Origin of the sequence: Pricia antarctica, from assembly GCF_900101815.1 — a bacterium.
In the GTDB taxonomy this organism is placed as follows: domain Bacteria; phylum Bacteroidota; class Bacteroidia; order Flavobacteriales; family Flavobacteriaceae; genus Pricia; species Pricia antarctica.
Map to the genome: position 1 here is coordinate 434,129 of NZ_FNAO01000002.1, position 17,613 is coordinate 451,741.

The window sequence follows — 17,613 nt, forward strand, 5'->3', positions numbered from 1 at the left end:
TTTATAAAATCTAGCATCATTTGTTGTTGAGAGACTACTTTTGGTGGTTGACCCTGCTATTTAGGTCGTTGACCCACTTCAATGTTAAATTAAAACAAACCTATCCTTAAAATCGAGTTTAAGGCTTAATTTTATGCGCCATAATTAACGATCCAACTAGAAATGAAAGTAAAGTACCTTGTGTATCTTATATTGCTTATCGGGATAGTCAGTCTTGTGGGCTATCGGATCTTAGCGAATAAAGAAGTGGGTACACCGGAAAATAGGCCAGGGGGAAGCAATGCCGTTACGGTATCCGGTATGGTACTCCGGCCGCAGGTGTTTAAGGACAATATTTCATTATCCGGCACACTAGAGGCCAATGAGCAGATCGATCTGCGGAGCGAGGTCTCCGGAGTGGTTGAAAGTATCAATTTCGAAGAGGGAAGCAAAGTGAAACAGGGCCAGGTACTTTTCCGGGTCAACGATATCGAACTCCAGGCCCAACTTTCAAAGGTGAGAACGGCGCAAAAACTGGCGGCTGAAAACGAAAGACGGGCCAAATTATTATTGGAGAAACAGGCTATTAGCCAAGAGGAATATGACATTGCGAGTGCCGATTTCCAATCCGCAGAGGCCGAATCGGAATTGATAGGCGCCCAACTTTCCAAAACAACGGTCCGCGCGCCTTTTTCCGGCACGATCGGTTTGCGTTCCATCTCAAAGGGCACCTACGTTACACCGCTTACGTTGATCGCCAAGTTGGTGAATACAACGCAGCTGAAGATCACGTTTTCTATTCCCGAAAAGTATGTTTCACAGGTCAAAGTAGGCACCCAGCTTACGTTTACGACTTCCGATTCCGATGAGGAACACAGTGCTACGATATATGCCATAGAGCCCCAAGTGGAGATAGCCACCCGAACCTTAAAAATGAGGGCCATTGCGGAAAACCAAGACGGGAAATTGTATCCCGGCACCTACGCCAACGTTATTCTTCCCCTAGAAACCGTTGATGATGCCTTGCTCGTGCCTACGGAAGCCTTAATACCGGTTCAAAATGGGAAAAAGATTTTTATTTCCGAAAACGGTAAAGCAAAAGAGATAGATGTAGAAATCGGTGCCCGAACGGGCAGCTCAGTAAGGGTGATTTCCGGTTTGCAAGCTGGCGATACCATCCTGACTTACGGGGTAATGGCCTTGAAAAATGATACGCCCGTCAAAATTAAGTTCGACAGATCCCAAAGCATGACCGCCGAAAAATGAACCTATCCACATTAAGTATAAAGCGTCCGGTGCTTACGATCGTCATGAACGTAGCCATAATTCTTTTTGGGATTATAGGGTATACCTATTTGGGCGTTCGTGAATTTCCCTCCATAGACCCCGCACAGGTATCCGTCCGCACGAATTATGCCGGCGCCAATGCCGATATTATCGAATCACAGATTACCGAGCCTTTGGAAAAGGCGATCAATTCGATAGATGGCATCCGTAATCTTAGTTCCTCGAGCGTTCAGGGTTCCAGTTCGATCAGCATTGAGTTCGATCTCGATAAAGATCTCGAGGTAGCGGCCAACGATGTGCGCGACAAGGTGTCTCGGGCCGTTCGAAGCCTTCCCGAAGATCTCGATGCCCCGCCTGTGGTTTCCAAATCGGATGCCGATGCACAACGCATCCTTTCCATGACCGTTCAGAGCGACGGCAAGAACATTCTCGAACTATCCGATTATGCCGAAAACGTGCTGGCGCAACGAATAGAGACCATCCCCGGTGTCAGTAGCGTGCAGATCTGGGGGCAGCGAAGGTATGCTATGCGTTTGTGGATCGACCCGCTGAAACTATCTTCTTACGGAGTGACCGTTGCCGATGTGCGCAGGGCTTTATTGGCGCAAAACGTCGAACTCCCCTCCGGAAAGCTAACGGGCGACAATACCGAACTTACGGTAAAGACCATAGGAAACCTGAATACCGAGGAAGGGTTCAACAATATTATCATTATGGCCCAAGGCGAAAAACTGGTGCGCCTCAGCGATATCGGTAAAGCCAGTTTGGAAGGCGAAAACATGGAAACGAAGATGAGCGATTCCGGTCAGCCCATGGTCGCCATTGCGGTAGTTCCTCAACCGGGGAGCAACTATCTCGAAATTGCGGATGCCTTTTATATCGAATACGAAAAGCTGAAAAAAGATCTTCCGGAAGGTTTTAAGCTCAACGTGGTCATCGATGATACGGTTTTTGTCAGAAAAGCGGTGACGGAAGTAGCCGAAACCCTATTGATATCCATCATACTGGTTATTTTGGTCATCTTCCTCTTTTTTAGGAACTGGTCTTTGGCACTTCGTCCGCTCATCGATATACCGGTTTCGTTGATCGCCACTTTTTTTGTCATGTGGATGTTCGGCTTTTCCATAAATGTACTGACCCTTTTGGCCATTGTTCTTGCCACGGGGCTTGTAGTCGATGACGGCATCGTGGTCACCGAGAATATTTATAAAAAAGTCGAGGAGGGCATGCATCCCATCGAGGCGGCGGTAAAAGGATCCAATGAGATATTCTTTGCCGTTATTTCCATTTCCGTTACGCTGGCCGCCGTATTCCTGCCCGTTATCTTTTTAGAAGGTTTCGTCGGCAGGCTGTTTCGGGAGTTCGGCGTTGTTTTGGGTGCAGCGGTGCTGGTTTCCGCCTTTGTATCCCTGACCTTGACGCCGATGTTGAACGCCTATTTGATTCGTCCCGGGAAACAAAAACAATCCAAATTTTATCATTTTACGGAGAAATATTTCTTGCGGATGAATCGATATTATGCGGATTCCCTAGCGCTATTTATGAAACGGAAATGGCTGAGTTTTCCTATTTTATTTGGATGTATCGGCCTTATTATCCTATTTTACAACCTGCTGCAGAAGGAAACGGCGCCATACGAAGATCGTAGTTTCGTATCATTGAATGTAAGTGCTCCGGAAGGATCTTCCTACGAGTATATGGATCGTTTGATGACGGATATTACGGAACTGATCAATGATTCAATCCCCGAAAAAAAGGTCAGCTTGATTCTTACCTCCCCAGGGTTCGGAAGCTCTTCGGTAAACAGCGGCCGTGCCTTTATAGCCCTTGATCAGCCAAACGAAAGGGAGCGTTCGCAGCATGAGATCGCTATGGATTTGGGTCGGTGGTCGAAAACCTATGTAGGCGGTAAATCGAACGTTTCGGAAAAACCGACGATTTCAGTGAACCGGCGCGGTGGTCCCCCTATTCAGTTTATTATTCAGGCCCTCAATTTTGAAAAGCTTCAAGAAAAGATTCCTGAATTTATGAGGGAAGCCGAAAACGATCCGACATTTTCTTTTGTCGATGTGAATCTAAAATTCGATAAACCGGAGATTTATGTTTCCATCGATCGGGAAAAAGCGGAAAGTCTGGGTGTATCTGTCCTAGATGTGGCGCAAACCCTACAGTTGTCTTTGAGCGGCCAGCGGTTCGGCTATTTTTTGATGAACGGAAAACAGTATCAGGTTATCGGCCAGTTCGCCAAAGAAGACAGAAACGCACCTTTGGATCTTACTTCCATTTTTGTTAAAAGCAAAGACGGACTCTTAATCCAGCTCGATAATTTGGTGCAAACATCCGAGCATAGTAGTCCCCCTCAATTATTTCACAACAACCGCTATATGTCCGCTACTGTATCGGCCAATCTGGCCCCCGGGAAAAGTATTGGCGATGGCATTGAGGCTATGGAAGCGATAAAAGAAAAGGTACTTGACGATACCTTTACCACGGATTTGGCCGGTGAATCCAGGGATTTCACGGAAAGTGGGTCAAATACCCTGTTCGCCTTCGGTCTCGCTTTGCTTTTGATCTTTTTAATATTGGCCGCGCAGTTCGAAAGTTTTATAGATCCCTTCATCATTATTTTAACGGTACCCATGGCCGTGGCAGGTGCTATGTTCTCGCTATGGCTTTTCGGGCAGACCTGGAATATCTTCAGTCAGATTGGTACGATTATGCTGATAGGCCTGGTAACCAAAAATGGGATATTGATCGTAGAGTTCGCCAATCAACTTCGCGAACAGGGCCTTTCTAAAAGGGAATCCGTACTAAAAGCCTCCGAATCTCGGCTGCGTCCGATTTTAATGACCAGTCTGACCATTGCCCTTGGGGCCTTACCGATCGCCCTTTCCTTGGGTGCCGCTTCGACCAGTCGTATTGGAATGGGCGTTGTCATTATCGGGGGAACGATGTTCTCATTGATACTTACCCTATTTGTTATTCCTGCGCTTTATATGTTGTGGTCCAGGGAAAAAGTGCAGCGACCTGAATTCAAAGCCCTTGAAGCCTATTGAAATGACCGACCGTATGTCCCTATTTTTTTGTACTGTTTTGCTGCTATTGTCCTGTTCTGTTTTTGGGCAAGATGTGCTTCCCGAAGGAATGAAGGAATCGGGTACCGTGGAAGAACAGGAAATGGATACCTTGGAAGAACGGGGAGTGGATACCGTGGAAGAACACGATTTGGTTACTATAAAAGAGAAGGAAGTGCTTACCGTAGAAAAAGCGGTAAAGATGGCCTTGGAAAATAATTACCAAATCAAGACGGCATCCAACGAATTGAAAATCGACTCCATTTCGGTAAGCCCGGGCAATGCAGGGATGTTTCCATCCTTAGCGGCACAAATTACCGACAACAATAGCATCCAAAACCTATCCCAAACCCGCTCCGACGGTACCAAGGTAGAGCGCAACAATGCCAAGAACAATAGCCTGAATTATGGCGTTGCCTTGGATTGGACCCTTTTTGACGGTCTTCGGATGTTCGCCAACCTAGAGCAACTCAAGCAGACCCAAAAATTGGGGGAGGCCGAACTAAAGCAGGTTATATTGACCAAAGTAGGCGAGGTCATGATTACCTATTATGACCTGGTACAGCAGCAACAGCAGCTTTCGGCTTTAGATAGTACCCTGCTTATATCCAAACAGCGGGTCGAACTGGCCCACAACCGGTTTACCATCGGAAAAGCTTCAAAGTTGGAAGTATTGAACGCCCAGGTAGACCTAAATACCGACCGCACCTTAATGCGGCGCCAACAAGAGCTGTATGTCAACACGAAGATACAGTTGAACGAACATTTGGCGCGCGACCTAAAACTGGATTTTAAGGTAATACCTGAAATTTTTGTGGACGAAAAACTAAAATTGCCCGAACTGGAAACCCAGATTGCCAATGAAAACCCCCAGCTACAGGCGCAATTAATCAATAAAAAAATCAGGGAACTCGAAGTCAAGCAAATAAAAGCGGGACGCTACCCTACCATTTTTGCGACGACGGGATATAACTTCGGCCGCTCGGAATCCGATCTCGGCTTTTCTACCAGTGCGAACTCCCGAGGCTTTAACTATGGCTTTGGAGCCACTTTGAACCTTTTTGACGGCTTTACCCAAAACCGGAACGAACAGATTGGCAAAATTGCCGTCAAAAATGCGGAAGTGGCCATCGCCGAGCAAAAACAGGAATTAATGTCATTGGTAGGCACGACCTATCAAACCTATTTGACGAATATCAGTCTTATCGTATTGGAAGGTAACAACGAAGCGATCGCCAAAGAAAATCTTGACATAACCGTAGAAAAATATAGGATCGGCACCATACCTACTATCGAGTTCCGAACTGCACAACTCAATTATATCAATGCCAAGGTGCGCCATAGCAATGCAAAATTCCAGGCCAAGCTTTCCGAGATCATTTTAAAGCAACTTTCCGGAAGATTGGATTTATAAGGTATGGGTTCCCCTATGGACCCAAACAAAGCGCATTTCATCGATAAAACCCTGTAAATACAAGATGAAGTGACCTAAAAAAGCGGCAAGCTGGTCGTATTCACAATTTCTTTCATCACGAAATAACTTTCCATTTGCCTAATGTTCTTGATGGTAGCCAATTTTTTAAAGTTGAATTCATGATAGTGGTCAATATCTTTGGTATACACCTTTAGCTGAAAATCGAAGGCGCCGGTAATATGTAAGCATTCAACAACCTCTGGAATCTTCTTGATTTCTTTCATGAAAATTAGGGCTCCTTCATCGGAATGCTTCTCAATACTTACCATCACCAACACCATGACATGTAATCCCAATTTTTTTCTGTTCAATAAAAATACCTTTTTCCGCAAAAGTGCCGCTGCATTTAATTTCTTGATGCGCTCATAAACGGGTGTCACGGTAAGATTGGTGGCCTCTGCAATCTCTTTGTTGCTAATATTCGCATTTTCTTGTAAGAGTGACAGTATTTTCAGGTCTTTCTTGTCAAGTTTCATTATACAGTAATTTTAGACTAATAATAATGTATTTTTAATTAAAAACAGCATAAAATTAAGGCTAGTTGTATAAATAGTAGAATTATTTTCTAAAAATGATTAACTTTAAGTATAAAAGATGTATTTATATTGAAATTACAGTAAATTCGTGCTATTGTCGTAATGATTTTCAATAATTCTCAATCAGCTTGTAATTTCCGTAATTCACCAACTAATAACGCTAAAAGTATGAGAACACTACTTAGACAGCGGGAATGTATTCCTTCCCAGCCAAAATTCGTTTTGAAATCAAGGCTTACTACATTTTTAGTAGTCGCTTCTTTACTCCCAATTCACGCTATCGAAGTTAATAGTGAAAAGGTCTATTATTTATGGGGTATAGAAAATGAATCTCTCGAGATTGTTTCAAACCAACAATTCGAGGTCATGGGTACGATATTAGATCAGGAAGGCCAACCTTTACCTGGCGCCAACGTTCTTGAAAAAGGCACTTCAAACGGGGTGCAGACCGATTTTGACGGCAATTTCACGCTGACGGTTACCGACCAGAATGCTACATTGGTAGTTTCCTACATCGGTTTTACAAAAAAGGAAATTGCTTTAAATGGACAGACGGATCTAAAGATAAATTTGGAAGAAAGTGCCACGGGATTGAGCGAGGTCGTGGTTACCGCCTTGGGCATCAAGCGTGAAAAAAAATCCTTGGGCTATGCCTCCCAAGAACTGGATAGCGAAGAAGTTACCTCTGCCCGGGAACCCAATTTATTGAATGGTATTTCAGGTAAGGTAGCCGGACTTCAGATAACGAACAGTCCGTCTGGTGTGGGAGGGTCCGCAAGGGTATCCATTCGTGGTGATGCCTCCCTGAATATTAACGGAAACTCGCCACTGTTCATTGTGGATGGTACGCCGATCAGTAACGAAATAGTTGGCTCTTCGGGTTCGGGTACCCAAGATGTTGACTACGGAAACGGGGCATCCGAAATAAATCCCCAGGATATTGAATCCATCAACGTATTGAAAGGTCCTGCAGCGGCTGCTCTTTATGGTTCGCGCGCTGCCAACGGTGCAATTATCATTACAACCAAAAAAGGCAGTAATAAAAATGGAAGGCTGGGTATCTCCATAAACTCTGGCGTAACGATAGAAAATGTTTTGTTGATGCCAGACTGGCAAAATGTTTACGGACAAGGGAACGGAGGTCAATTCGGTTTTGTCGATGGCAGTGGCGGCGGAACTTCCGATGGCGTGGATGAAAGTTGGGGTCCAAAATTGGACACGGGCCTGTTAATTCCGCAATTTGATTCGCCGCGTACCGATGGTACTCGAGGTGGCGATCTGGTGAGCGATGCGCCGATAACCGCTACCCCATGGGTTTCCCATCCTGACAATACGAAAGACTTTTTCAACACGGGATTTACGAAGACCAACAGCATCGCTATCTCAAAATCAGGGGACTTGGGAAATATCCGTTTTTCCTATCAAAATTTAGATCAAGAAGGTATCGTTCCGAATACAGACCTTAAAAGAAATACTTTCAGTGTAAGTACCGGCCTGAATCTTACCGATAAGGTGACCATCAATACCAATATCAATTACATTAAATCCGATAGTGGCAATAGGCCCTCTATTAGTTATGGTACCGAAAGCGTTATGTATCTGTTTATTTGGTACGGACGGCAATTGAATACGGATAGTCTAAGGGATTATTGGATGGCCGGGCAGGAAGACCTGCAACAGTTCAACTACAACTACAACTACCATGACAATCCCTTTTTCAACGTATTTGAAAATACTAATTCGCAGGACAAGGATAGGGTCTATGGAAATGTAAGTATGAACTATAAAATAAACGAAAATTGGAATCTGCTTCTTAGAACCGGAAGGGATTTCTATAGCGAACTTAGGGCTAAAAAACGGGCTTTCAGTACCCAGCGTTTTCCTTTGGGCTACTATAGGGAAGATGATGTGTTTTTCGAGGAAGCCAATACAGATTTCCTATTGTCCTATGACAAAACTTTCAACGAAAAATTCAACATCAATATTTCTGCGGGAGGAAACCAAATGCGACGAAACCAGGATTATAAGCAGACGGTAGCCCCGGAACTTATCAATCCGGGAATCTATTCCTTCAACAATACCCGTAGGCCGTTGGAAGTATCGGTCAACAATAACGAAAAACGAATCAACAGCATCTATGGTTTCGCACGTATGGCCTACGACGAGAAACTATATCTAGATATCACCGGAAGAAATGACTGGTCTAGCACCTTGCCGACGAACAACAATTCCTATTTTTACCCCTCGGCGACGCTGAGTGCTATTGCAAACGATATTTTCAATATGCCCGAATTTGTGTCCTTTGCCAAATTCAGGGCGGCCTATGCAGAAGTCGGGAATGATACGGATCCCTATCGACTGGCCAGTTTCTTTACCAATGAAACACCTTTTGGCGATAATCCCGTATTGACCGAATCACGGTTGATTCCCAATGCGGATCTAAAACCGGAAATCACGTCATCCTATGAGTTCGGATTGGATCTGCGATTGTTTCAAAGTCGGATTAATCTGGATGCGACCTATTACGACGGAAGGACCAAAAACCAAATCATCCCCATAAGCACTGATATTTCAAGCGGATACACTAGTAAACTCATCAATGCAGGTGAAGTACGTAATTATGGATTCGAGGCCATTCTCAACGTAGTCCCGATCCGTACCGATAATTTTACATGGAACAGCACGTTCAACTTTTCCAGAAATAGAAGTGAGGTTACCGACTTGGGAGGAGTGGACTATACCTTGACCGAACGAAACGATGTGTTCATCCAGGCTAGGGAAGGGGGCTCTATAAGTGCCATTTATGGGCGAGGGTTTCAAAGGGTCGAAGATCCGAACAGCGCATTTTTGGGCCAGTTGATCATAGACAGTAATGGCATTCCATTGCGCACCGACGATCTCGTCTATCAAGGAGATTATGCGCCTGATTACTCTCTTGGCATTCTAAACAGTTTTAAATATAAGGCGTTCGATCTCGGCTTTTTGTTCGACATCCGGCAAGGGGGTATTGTTTCTTCGTTCACGAAAATTATCGGGTCCACGTCCGGACAATTAAAGGAAACGCTTGAAGGACGGGAAACGGGGATAGTTGCGGAAGGGGTGCAAGAAACATCGCCAGGCGTATTTACGCCAAATACTGTGAATGTCGATGCCCGAACCTATAACAACCGCCTATATGAACGTGACAACATAGAGGCCGCAAAATATGATGCTTCCTTTACGAAACTACGGGAGGTTACTTTAGGATATTCGTTGCCCCAACGCTTTGTCGACAGACTGCCTATTGCTAAAGCTCGATTTTCCCTAACGGGAAGAAATTTATTGCTTTGGACCGATAATCCCCATTTTGACCCTGAAACCGCAGCTCTTGCGGGCGGCACTTTACAGCCGGGGATTGAGAACATGTCCTATCCCAGCACCAGATCATATACGTTTAATTTGCAAATTGATTTTTAATACCTAAAAGATGGAAAACATACAGAAAAAAACAGCGGTATTTTTCATGGCCATAGTGGGATTCACCTTTTTTGGTTGCACCGAAGACTTCGAAGAGATCAACCAAAATCCAAATTTCCCCGAAAGAGCATCGCCGGAACTTTTGCTGCCGGGCGTAATGCGTCAAATGGCCTATAATTGGGGGAATCAGGGCTGGGAAGAAGGCTTTACGGTAGTTCAGTACGGGGCCAGGCTTCAGTTCACTTCCGGAGATCGATACAACTGGTCGCCAACGAACAATCCTTATTTTGATGCCTATGATAGTATGCGGGATATTGAGAATATCCTTAGGGATACCAAGGAAAATCCCGATCAACAAAATTATTACGGCGTGGGATTAATTGTAAAGTCATGGATATATTCCTATTTGACCGATGCCTATGGCAATGTTCCCTATATAAATGCCTCTAAGGGAATCAGTGATGACAATATTACCCCCGAGTTCACGCCACAACAGGAAATTTACAGCGGTATACTCGGAGATTTAAAAAGTGCGAACGATATCTTGACCGGGGAGGATAATATTTCTGGGGATATTCTGTACGGTGGTGACGTGAATAAATGGCGCAAATTTGCCAATTCGCTTCGTTTGCGGCTTTTGATGCGCATAAGCGATGTGGACAATGCAACGGCAATGGCCGGCATGAACGAAATAGTAAACAACTTGGACACGTATCCTATCTTTGAGGGAAATCAGGATAACGCCGTTATACAGTGGAATTCGGACGATCCACAGCCCAAATTTGAAACACGTTCCGGAAGTTTTGACGAGGTTAGGTTGAGTTTGACCTTGGAAACCCGTTTAAAGGCTTTGAACGATAGGCGGCTAATTGTATATGCACAGCCTACATCGGCATCGGGACAAGGTATTTTTTCGGAGAATTTAGATGATTACGTAGGTATGCCCAACAGCTTGGACGATGCCGCTGCACTGGCCTATAGTCCGTCAGGTAATCCGGCGGAAGCGGGATCTAATTTTATTTCCCGTTTGGGAGTACTGTTGACCTGTCGGGCATGTGACGAAGAAAATGCATCCGCAACGGCTTCCCAGACCATAATTATGGATTTTGCGGAACTTCAATTTATTCTGGCGGAAGCGCGTGAACGGGAATTTATTTCCCTCGGCGATGCCGGAGAATATTATGATAACGGGATACGTGCATCGTTCGATTATTATACGGGTAGAATTATTGCCGGTGGATGGAACGAGATAGCGACCGATCTTCAAGGTTTTGACCTAGATTTATACATCGCTCAGGCCGATGTGATTTACGCAGGATCTACAACTGAAAAATTGGAAAAATTGGCTCTTCAAAAATGGATTGCCCTCTTTTATACGGGTTTTGAAGCATGGTCCGATTGGAGGCGAACGGGTATGCCCGAAATCGTACCGGGCAAGGACGCAGCCAATAATGGGAAGGTTCCCGTACGTTTCCTATATCCCAATGATGTAAAATCTACCAACAACGCCAATTATCAGGAAGCCGTAAACCAGATGGGCGGCGATGATCTGAATACCAGACTATGGTGGGATGTGGATTAAATCACCCATGAATATGAATACTAAATGTGTAGTGCTTATTGTAAGCTTCATTTTTCTGACCCCGGTTCAGGCCCAAGAGCAAAATCCGAGAATGGTGGTACAACCCTATCTTCAGAATGCTTCACCGAACGCTATAACCGTCATGTGGGAAACCTCATCGGGTCAAGAAAGTTTTGTTGAATGGGGTACCTCCAATACCCTGGGAAATAAAACAGAAGGTATTGCCTTTGACATCAATTTCTCGGAATCTCGGGTGCATGAAGTGACTATAGAAGGCCTGCAGCGGTTTACCTCCTATTATTATAGGGTAAAAACCGGTAATTTACGATCCGATATTTATCAGTTCAAAACGCCACCTTTTGCCAATGACGAAGCATCTTTTAATATGATTGCCATGAGCGACATGCAATTAGATTCGCAACATCCGGAAAAATTCGGGGAAGTTGTACAAGAGGGCATTTTGGCTTATTTAAAGAAGGAATTTGGGGGGAAGCTACCGGATAATCTTGCTTTAGTGATGATTCCCGGTGATCTGGTGGCCAAAGGTAGTAATTACGACCATTGGAACGGTCATTTTTTTACCCCTTCGCATCCGCTCTTTTCACAGGTACCCGTTTATCCCGTATTGGGCAATCATGAAGACAACAGCGAATTCTACTTTAAATACTTCAGCCTTCCCAAAAACGGTACCCCTGCCTATGCAGAGCACTGGTGGTACAAAGATTATGGCAATACACGTATTATAGGGCTCGATTCAAACGATGGTTACCGGGATCTGAAGCAACAATTGGAATGGTTGGAGGCTGTTTTGGCCAAAACTGAAAACGATTCCGATATCGATTTTGTTTTTGCGCAGTTACATCACCCCTATAAATCAGAACTTTGGATTCCGGGCGAGGAAGATTTCACTGGAAAACTGGTCAAGCTCTTGGAAGATTTCAGTACCAAGACCAATAAACCTAGTATTCATTTCTTTGGGCATACCCATGGATATTCAAGGGGTCAATCAAAAGACCATAAACATCTATGGGTTAACGTGGCCAGTGCTGGCGGTGCCATCGATAATTGGGGCGAATTCGAAGGTAGGGATTATGATGAATTTACCGTAACCCAAGACGAATACGGTTTTGTTATGGTCGAGGTGAGCGGAGATCCGAACAACCCGAAATTTACATTGAAACGGGTAAGTCGTGGCAATAATGCCCATCCGAAAAATAATCAAATTACCGATAGTATTACGGTTTGGAAGAAAAACAAAGCACCCGATATAGCGCAAACAATTTCGCCCATAAACAACCAAGAAATCAGTTACAACGACATTCTTTTAAAGGCCACACCTTTTAAAGGAAATATGGATGAGGCATTTCATGCCGCCTCCAATTGGCAAATTTCAACTTCTACGGATTTTACCAAACCCATTTATGACAGCTGGAAACAGTTTGAAAACTGGTATTATTTGGAAGATCGGCAGAAAAATGATGACCTTACGGATGAAAAGACAGAAAACCTAGAACCGAACAAAACCTATTTCTGGCGTGTACGCTATCGAGACCAATACCTGAATTGGGGTGATTGGTCGACTATTGCATCATTTAAAACTAGTACGCAAACAACTGAAAATTAAGGTAGACCAAGCAAGTATGGGGATTAAACTTAGGTTCATAGGCAGAAAAAATAATATATTGAACACGGTCACTTAACGCTGTTTACTAACCAAACAAGTGGACCAATACTTTAAAACAACCAACATGGCAAAAGGCGTGAAGTATAAGAAAATGGACAAATCGTATTTTGAGTCCAGGGAACTTAAACGTCATGCAGGGGTCTGGTCGCTATGGGCCTTGGGGGTAGGTGCCGTTATTTCGGGACATTTTTCGGGATGGAACCTGGGTCTGGCCTCCGGCGGCTGGGGAGGCATGTTCGTTGCCACGGTTCTGGTGGCGATTATGTACATTGGTCTTACCCAAAGTGTCGCCGAAATGTCGCCCGCTTTACCGCATACCGGCGGTGCCTATTCGTTCGCAAGATCGGCCATGGGCCCGTGGGGCGGTTTTTTCACGGGTCTGGTCGAGAACCTGGAATTTATTTTGACGCCGGCGGTCATTGTCTTTTTCCTGAGCAATTATATGGCGGGAATATTCGGGACCTCCCCTGAAATATTACCTTTTTGGTGGTTCGGGTTTTATGCCGTGTTTACCGGCCTAAATATAATTGGCGTTGAGATGTCTTTTCGCTTTACCGTGGCACTAACGCTATTGGCATTGGCTTGTTTGGTGGTGTATTGGGTATCATCCATATCAAGTGTAGATTTTACCAGGTATGCATTGGATATCAAGGCGGGGGCAAACGCAGAGGCCGAACATCTTGAAGGGGGTGGGGGAGCGTTATTTCCCTTCGGATGGGCCGGTGCCCTCAAGGCAATGCCTTTTGCGGTCTGGTTGTTTTTGGCCATCGAACAATTGCCATTGGCGGCCGAGGAGTCCGTAGACCCTAAAAAGGATATGCCCAAGGGATTGACGTATGGTATGATTACCTTGATTATATCGGCCTTTTTAATGCTGTGGCTAAATGCTGCGACCCCGCTGGGATCTTATGCGCTGTCACAATCGGGAGAACCTTTGTTAGACGGTTTTAAAGTGTTGTTCGGTGATGATATAGCCAAACTTCTGGCCCTAGTGGCTTCCATTGGCTTAATAGCTTCTTTTCATACTATAATTTTCGCATTCGGTAGGCAAATTTACTCCTTGTCAAGGGCGGGCTATTTCCCGGTATTTTTTTCGGTAACGCACAGTAAAAGAAAAACACCGTATTCCGCTCTCATTTTGGGTTCTGCCATAGGATTCGCCGTGTTGATGATAACCCGGTTTCTGGCAGGGAACGAAAGTGGCGTTTTTATAGGCGGGGCTTTGTTGAACATCGCTGTTTTTAGTGCCATGTTGTCCTATATTTTACAGTGTGGATCCTTTATTTTATTACGGAAGGGAAAGCCTGATATGGATAGGCCTTACGTGAGTCCGTTTGGGAATACAGGGGCATGGGTGACCATATGCCTTGCGGCCTTGATCATCTATTATCAACTACAGGATAAATCGTACCGAACCGCGGTATTCATCGCCATGGGGTATTTGGCGATTGGCCTTGTTTATTTTGCGTTGAGAGGCAGGCATCGGTTAATACTTTCCCCTGAGGAGGAATTTGCGCTGGAGCATGAAACAAAAATGAACGCTAAAAAGGAGAACTTGGGAAAATCCGATATTTTATAAGTCGATTTAGGTAATTTTAGGGAACAAGAGGACAAAAAGAAGGAAGGCAAAATGAATATCGAAACCGTAAAAAAATATATTGAAGAGCATCACATAAAAAATGTGAAATTGGCCGTTGTCGATATTGATGGCGTGCTAAGGGGCAAATATGTCAATAAAAACAAGTTTCTTTCCGCCTTGGATAAGGGTTTTGGGCTCTGCAATGTGGTTTTTGGATGGGATTCCAACGACGACTTGTATACGAAAGACTCCTTTACCGGTTGGAAGGATGGCTTCACCGATGCAATGGCAACCATCGATGCCTCCAGTATGAGGATGTTGCCCACCGAGGAGAACAAATCGGTCATTCTTTTAGCGGATTTTTCGGAGGGTAAGGCGGCCCAGGTTTGTCCGAGATCCATCCTAAAAAAAACCTTGGCCAGATTGGACGGTCTGGGGTATTCGGCCACGACGGCCTTTGAATTTGAGTTTTTTCTTTTTAACGAGACTCCAAAATCCGCAAGGGATAAAAATTTCCATAATCTGGAACCGATAACCCCGGGCAATTTTGGATACTCCGTGTTACGATGCTCTTCGCATGCCAGTTTTTATCATGAAATAATGAACCTGACCGAGGAAATGGGAATGCCCTTGGAAGGACTTCACACCGAAACCGGGGCGGGCGTTTACGAAGGGGCCATTGAACATTCCGATGCTTTGAGAGCGGCCGATAACGGCGTATTTTTCAAAACATTTATAAAGGTATGGGCACAACAAAATAATATGATGGCCGGGTTTATGGCTAAATGGTCGCCAAAGTATCCGGGACAATCCGGCCATATTCATATATCCCTCCAGAAAAAGGATGGGTCATCCGCTTTTTATGATACGAACAATCCCGATACAATGTCCGATGTGATGCGTTGGTTTATTGGTGGGCAGCAAAAGTTAATGCCCGAAGTTTTGGCAATGGTGGCGGCTACCTGTAATAGCTATACCCGGCTTATCCCAGGTTTTTGGGCGCCTACTGCAGCATCTTGGGGAGTGGACAACCGCACCTGTGCGATCCGGGCCATTCCGGGAAGCGCAAAGTCCCAACGGGTGGAATACCGGGTCTCCGCCGCCGATATTAATCCGCATTTAGCCTTGGCTGCGGCCATAGGCTCCGGCATTTGGGGTATCGAAAACAAAATAGAGCCTTTGGAGGGCGTTTCTGGCAGCGCTTATGAGGTCACCTTTCCCGATGAACTTCAATTGCCCAGAACGCTATCGCAGGCTGCCGAAAAATTTAAAAACTCCAAGGCAGCCCGTGATCTGTTCGGAGATGCGTTTGTCGATCATTACGCGTATACCCGGGAGTGGGAAGACCAACAACAACGTAAGGCCATAACCGATTGGCAACTGAACAGATATTTCGAGATCATATAATGAACTCATTTAGACTTCTTGTTTGGAACCGAGAATATCGGCTTTTGAGGTCAGATGAGGTCATTTTTAATAGCATAGCAGGGCTACGGTTTTCAAAAATGAGGAAAAAGGGCCTCAAAATGAGATATTCGTAGGTAAAAGAAAAAGTCTAATTGAGTTCAAAGAGTTCAAAATGAGGGAAACCATTTCACCAATAGACGGCTCGGTATACCGTTCTACCAAAGAGCACGGCCTAAAGGATATCGAAAACGCGGTAAGCTTAGCCCACAAGGCTTTTCCCGGTTGGGCTTCTTTGTCCATTAAAGAAAGGGTGGTATATGTAACCTCCTTTGTAGAAGCGATCGTAGCCAACAAAGCCGATATCGCAAAGGAAATTACATGGCAGATGGGAAGGCCTCTTGGTCAGTCTCCCGGAGAGATACAAGGCTTTGCGGACCGTGCCAACTACATGATCGGAATAGCCGAAACGGCTTTGGCAGCCTATGCGCCAGAAGATCAAAACCCAGGAAAACGCTCTGTTGAGCGGGTACCTCTTGGTATTGTTGGCGTATTTAGTCCTTGGAATTATCCTTTCTTAACATCCGTAAATGCTATTGTTCCTGCTTTAATGGCAGGAAATGTAGTGATTTTGAAACACTCCACCCAAACGCCGTTGGTTGCGGAACGTTATGCCCAAGCCGCGGTGAAGGCAGGACTGCCGAAAGGCGTATTTCAAATTTTACATTTGAATCATAAAAACACGGCCCAGCTGATTGCAGACCCTAAATTAGGGGGTGTATGTTTTACGGGATCGGTAAAGGGTGGAATAGCGGTACAACACGCACTTACCGACTCGTTTATTCCCTGCGGACTGGAATTGGGTGGAAAAGACCCCGCTTATGTAAGGGCTGATGCCCATTTAGAACACAGTATCGAAAATTTGGTCGATGGGTCGTTTTTTAACAGCGGGCAATCCTGTTGTGGCATTGAAAGAATATATGTTCACGAGAGCCTATACGGCAAATTCGTCGATGGCTTTGTAAGCATGGCCGAGAAATATCGATTAGGCAATCCCTTGGAAAACGAAACCAATCTAGGGCCGATGGTAAAAACGGAGGCTGCCGAGTTTGTAAGGGCGCAGATTGCTCAAGCCTTGAAAAAAGGGGCGAGGTCTTTGGTAGACGAAACCTTATTTAAAGCTTCCAAAAAAGGCACTCCCTATCTATCTCCCCATGTTTTGATAGATGTAGATCACGGCATGGAAGTAATGGTCGAAGAGAGTTTTGGTCCCGTGGTCGGAATTATGAAAGTAAAAAACGATGAAGACGCCATCCGATTGATGAACGATTCAAAATATGGCCTGACCGCGTCAGTGTGGACAGAAGATATGGACAAAGCAGAAAGCATAGGGCGTCGCATTGAAGCCGGCACGATATTCATGAACCGCTGTGATTATTTGGATCCCGCCCTGGCTTGGACGGGGTACAAGAATTCAGGCAGGGGCGTCACCCTTTCCAAGTTTGGGTACGATCATCTGACCAAGCTAAAATCCTTCCATTTCCGCGAAATACAGTGA

At 45.0% G+C, this 17,613-nt stretch carries 10 protein-coding genes; 9 read left to right on the forward strand and 1 reads right to left on the reverse strand.

Annotated features, from left to right (window positions below; all coding sequences use genetic code 11):
* Positions 1-162: 162 nt before the first annotated feature.
* The 3 genes from BLT07_RS04720 to BLT07_RS04730 are packed head-to-tail and all read left to right on the forward strand — an operon-like array spanning position 163 to position 5,754.
* A complete protein-coding gene (locus BLT07_RS04720; RefSeq protein WP_091866277.1) occupies positions 163-1,245 on the forward strand; it encodes an efflux RND transporter periplasmic adaptor subunit in 1,083 nt (360 codons plus the stop codon).
* Positions 1,242-4,322: an efflux RND transporter permease subunit gene (locus BLT07_RS04725; protein ID WP_091866279.1), complete on the forward strand. Its 3,081-nt coding sequence runs from the start codon at positions 1,242-1,244 to the stop codon at positions 4,320-4,322. Before BLT07_RS04720 ends, BLT07_RS04725 begins: the two co-directional genes overlap by 4 nt.
* Positions 4,323-4,335: 13 nt before the next feature.
* Positions 4,336-5,754 carry a TolC family protein gene (locus BLT07_RS04730; RefSeq protein ID WP_245726450.1) on the forward strand — a complete coding sequence of 473 codons (1,419 nt, stop codon included), beginning with the start codon at positions 4,336-4,338 and terminating at the stop codon, positions 5,752-5,754.
* A gap of 74 nt (positions 5,755-5,828) precedes the next feature.
* Here BLT07_RS04730 and BLT07_RS04735 read toward each other — a convergent pair whose 3' ends face one another.
* Positions 5,829-6,290, reverse strand: coding sequence for an Lrp/AsnC family transcriptional regulator (locus BLT07_RS04735; RefSeq protein WP_091866281.1), 462 nt, complete (start codon positions 6,288-6,290; stop codon positions 5,829-5,831).
* A gap of 228 nt (positions 6,291-6,518) precedes the next feature.
* On the opposite strand from BLT07_RS04735, the gene BLT07_RS04740 reads away from it, so the two are divergent.
* The 6 genes from BLT07_RS04740 (at position 6,519) to BLT07_RS04765 (ending at position 17,613) form a co-directional block, all read left to right on the forward strand.
* On the forward strand, positions 6,519-9,806 hold the full coding sequence (locus BLT07_RS04740) for a SusC/RagA family TonB-linked outer membrane protein (RefSeq protein ID WP_245726451.1): 3,288 nt from the start codon (positions 6,519-6,521) through the stop codon (positions 9,804-9,806).
* A gap of 10 nt (positions 9,807-9,816) precedes the next feature.
* On the forward strand, positions 9,817-11,388 hold the full coding sequence (locus tag BLT07_RS04745; RefSeq protein WP_091866284.1) for a SusD/RagB family nutrient-binding outer membrane lipoprotein: 1,572 nt from the start codon (positions 9,817-9,819) through the stop codon (positions 11,386-11,388).
* Positions 11,389-11,401: 13 nt separating this feature from the next.
* Complete coding sequence (locus tag BLT07_RS04750) at positions 11,402-13,012, forward strand: purple acid phosphatase family protein (protein WP_245726452.1); 1,611 nt, start codon at positions 11,402-11,404, stop codon at positions 13,010-13,012.
* Positions 13,013-13,136: 124 nt separating this feature from the next.
* Positions 13,137-14,651 carry an amino acid permease gene (locus tag BLT07_RS04755; protein ID WP_091866288.1) on the forward strand — a complete coding sequence of 505 codons (1,515 nt, stop codon included), beginning with the start codon at positions 13,137-13,139 and terminating at the stop codon, positions 14,649-14,651.
* Between the two features lie 51 nt (positions 14,652-14,702).
* Positions 14,703-16,058 carry a glutamine synthetase family protein gene (locus BLT07_RS04760; RefSeq protein WP_091866290.1) on the forward strand — a complete coding sequence of 452 codons (1,356 nt, stop codon included), beginning with the start codon at positions 14,703-14,705 and terminating at the stop codon, positions 16,056-16,058.
* A 172-nt stretch (positions 16,059-16,230) separates the two neighbouring features.
* Positions 16,231-17,613: an aldehyde dehydrogenase family protein gene (locus BLT07_RS04765; protein WP_091866291.1), complete on the forward strand. Its 1,383-nt coding sequence runs from the start codon at positions 16,231-16,233 to the stop codon at positions 17,611-17,613.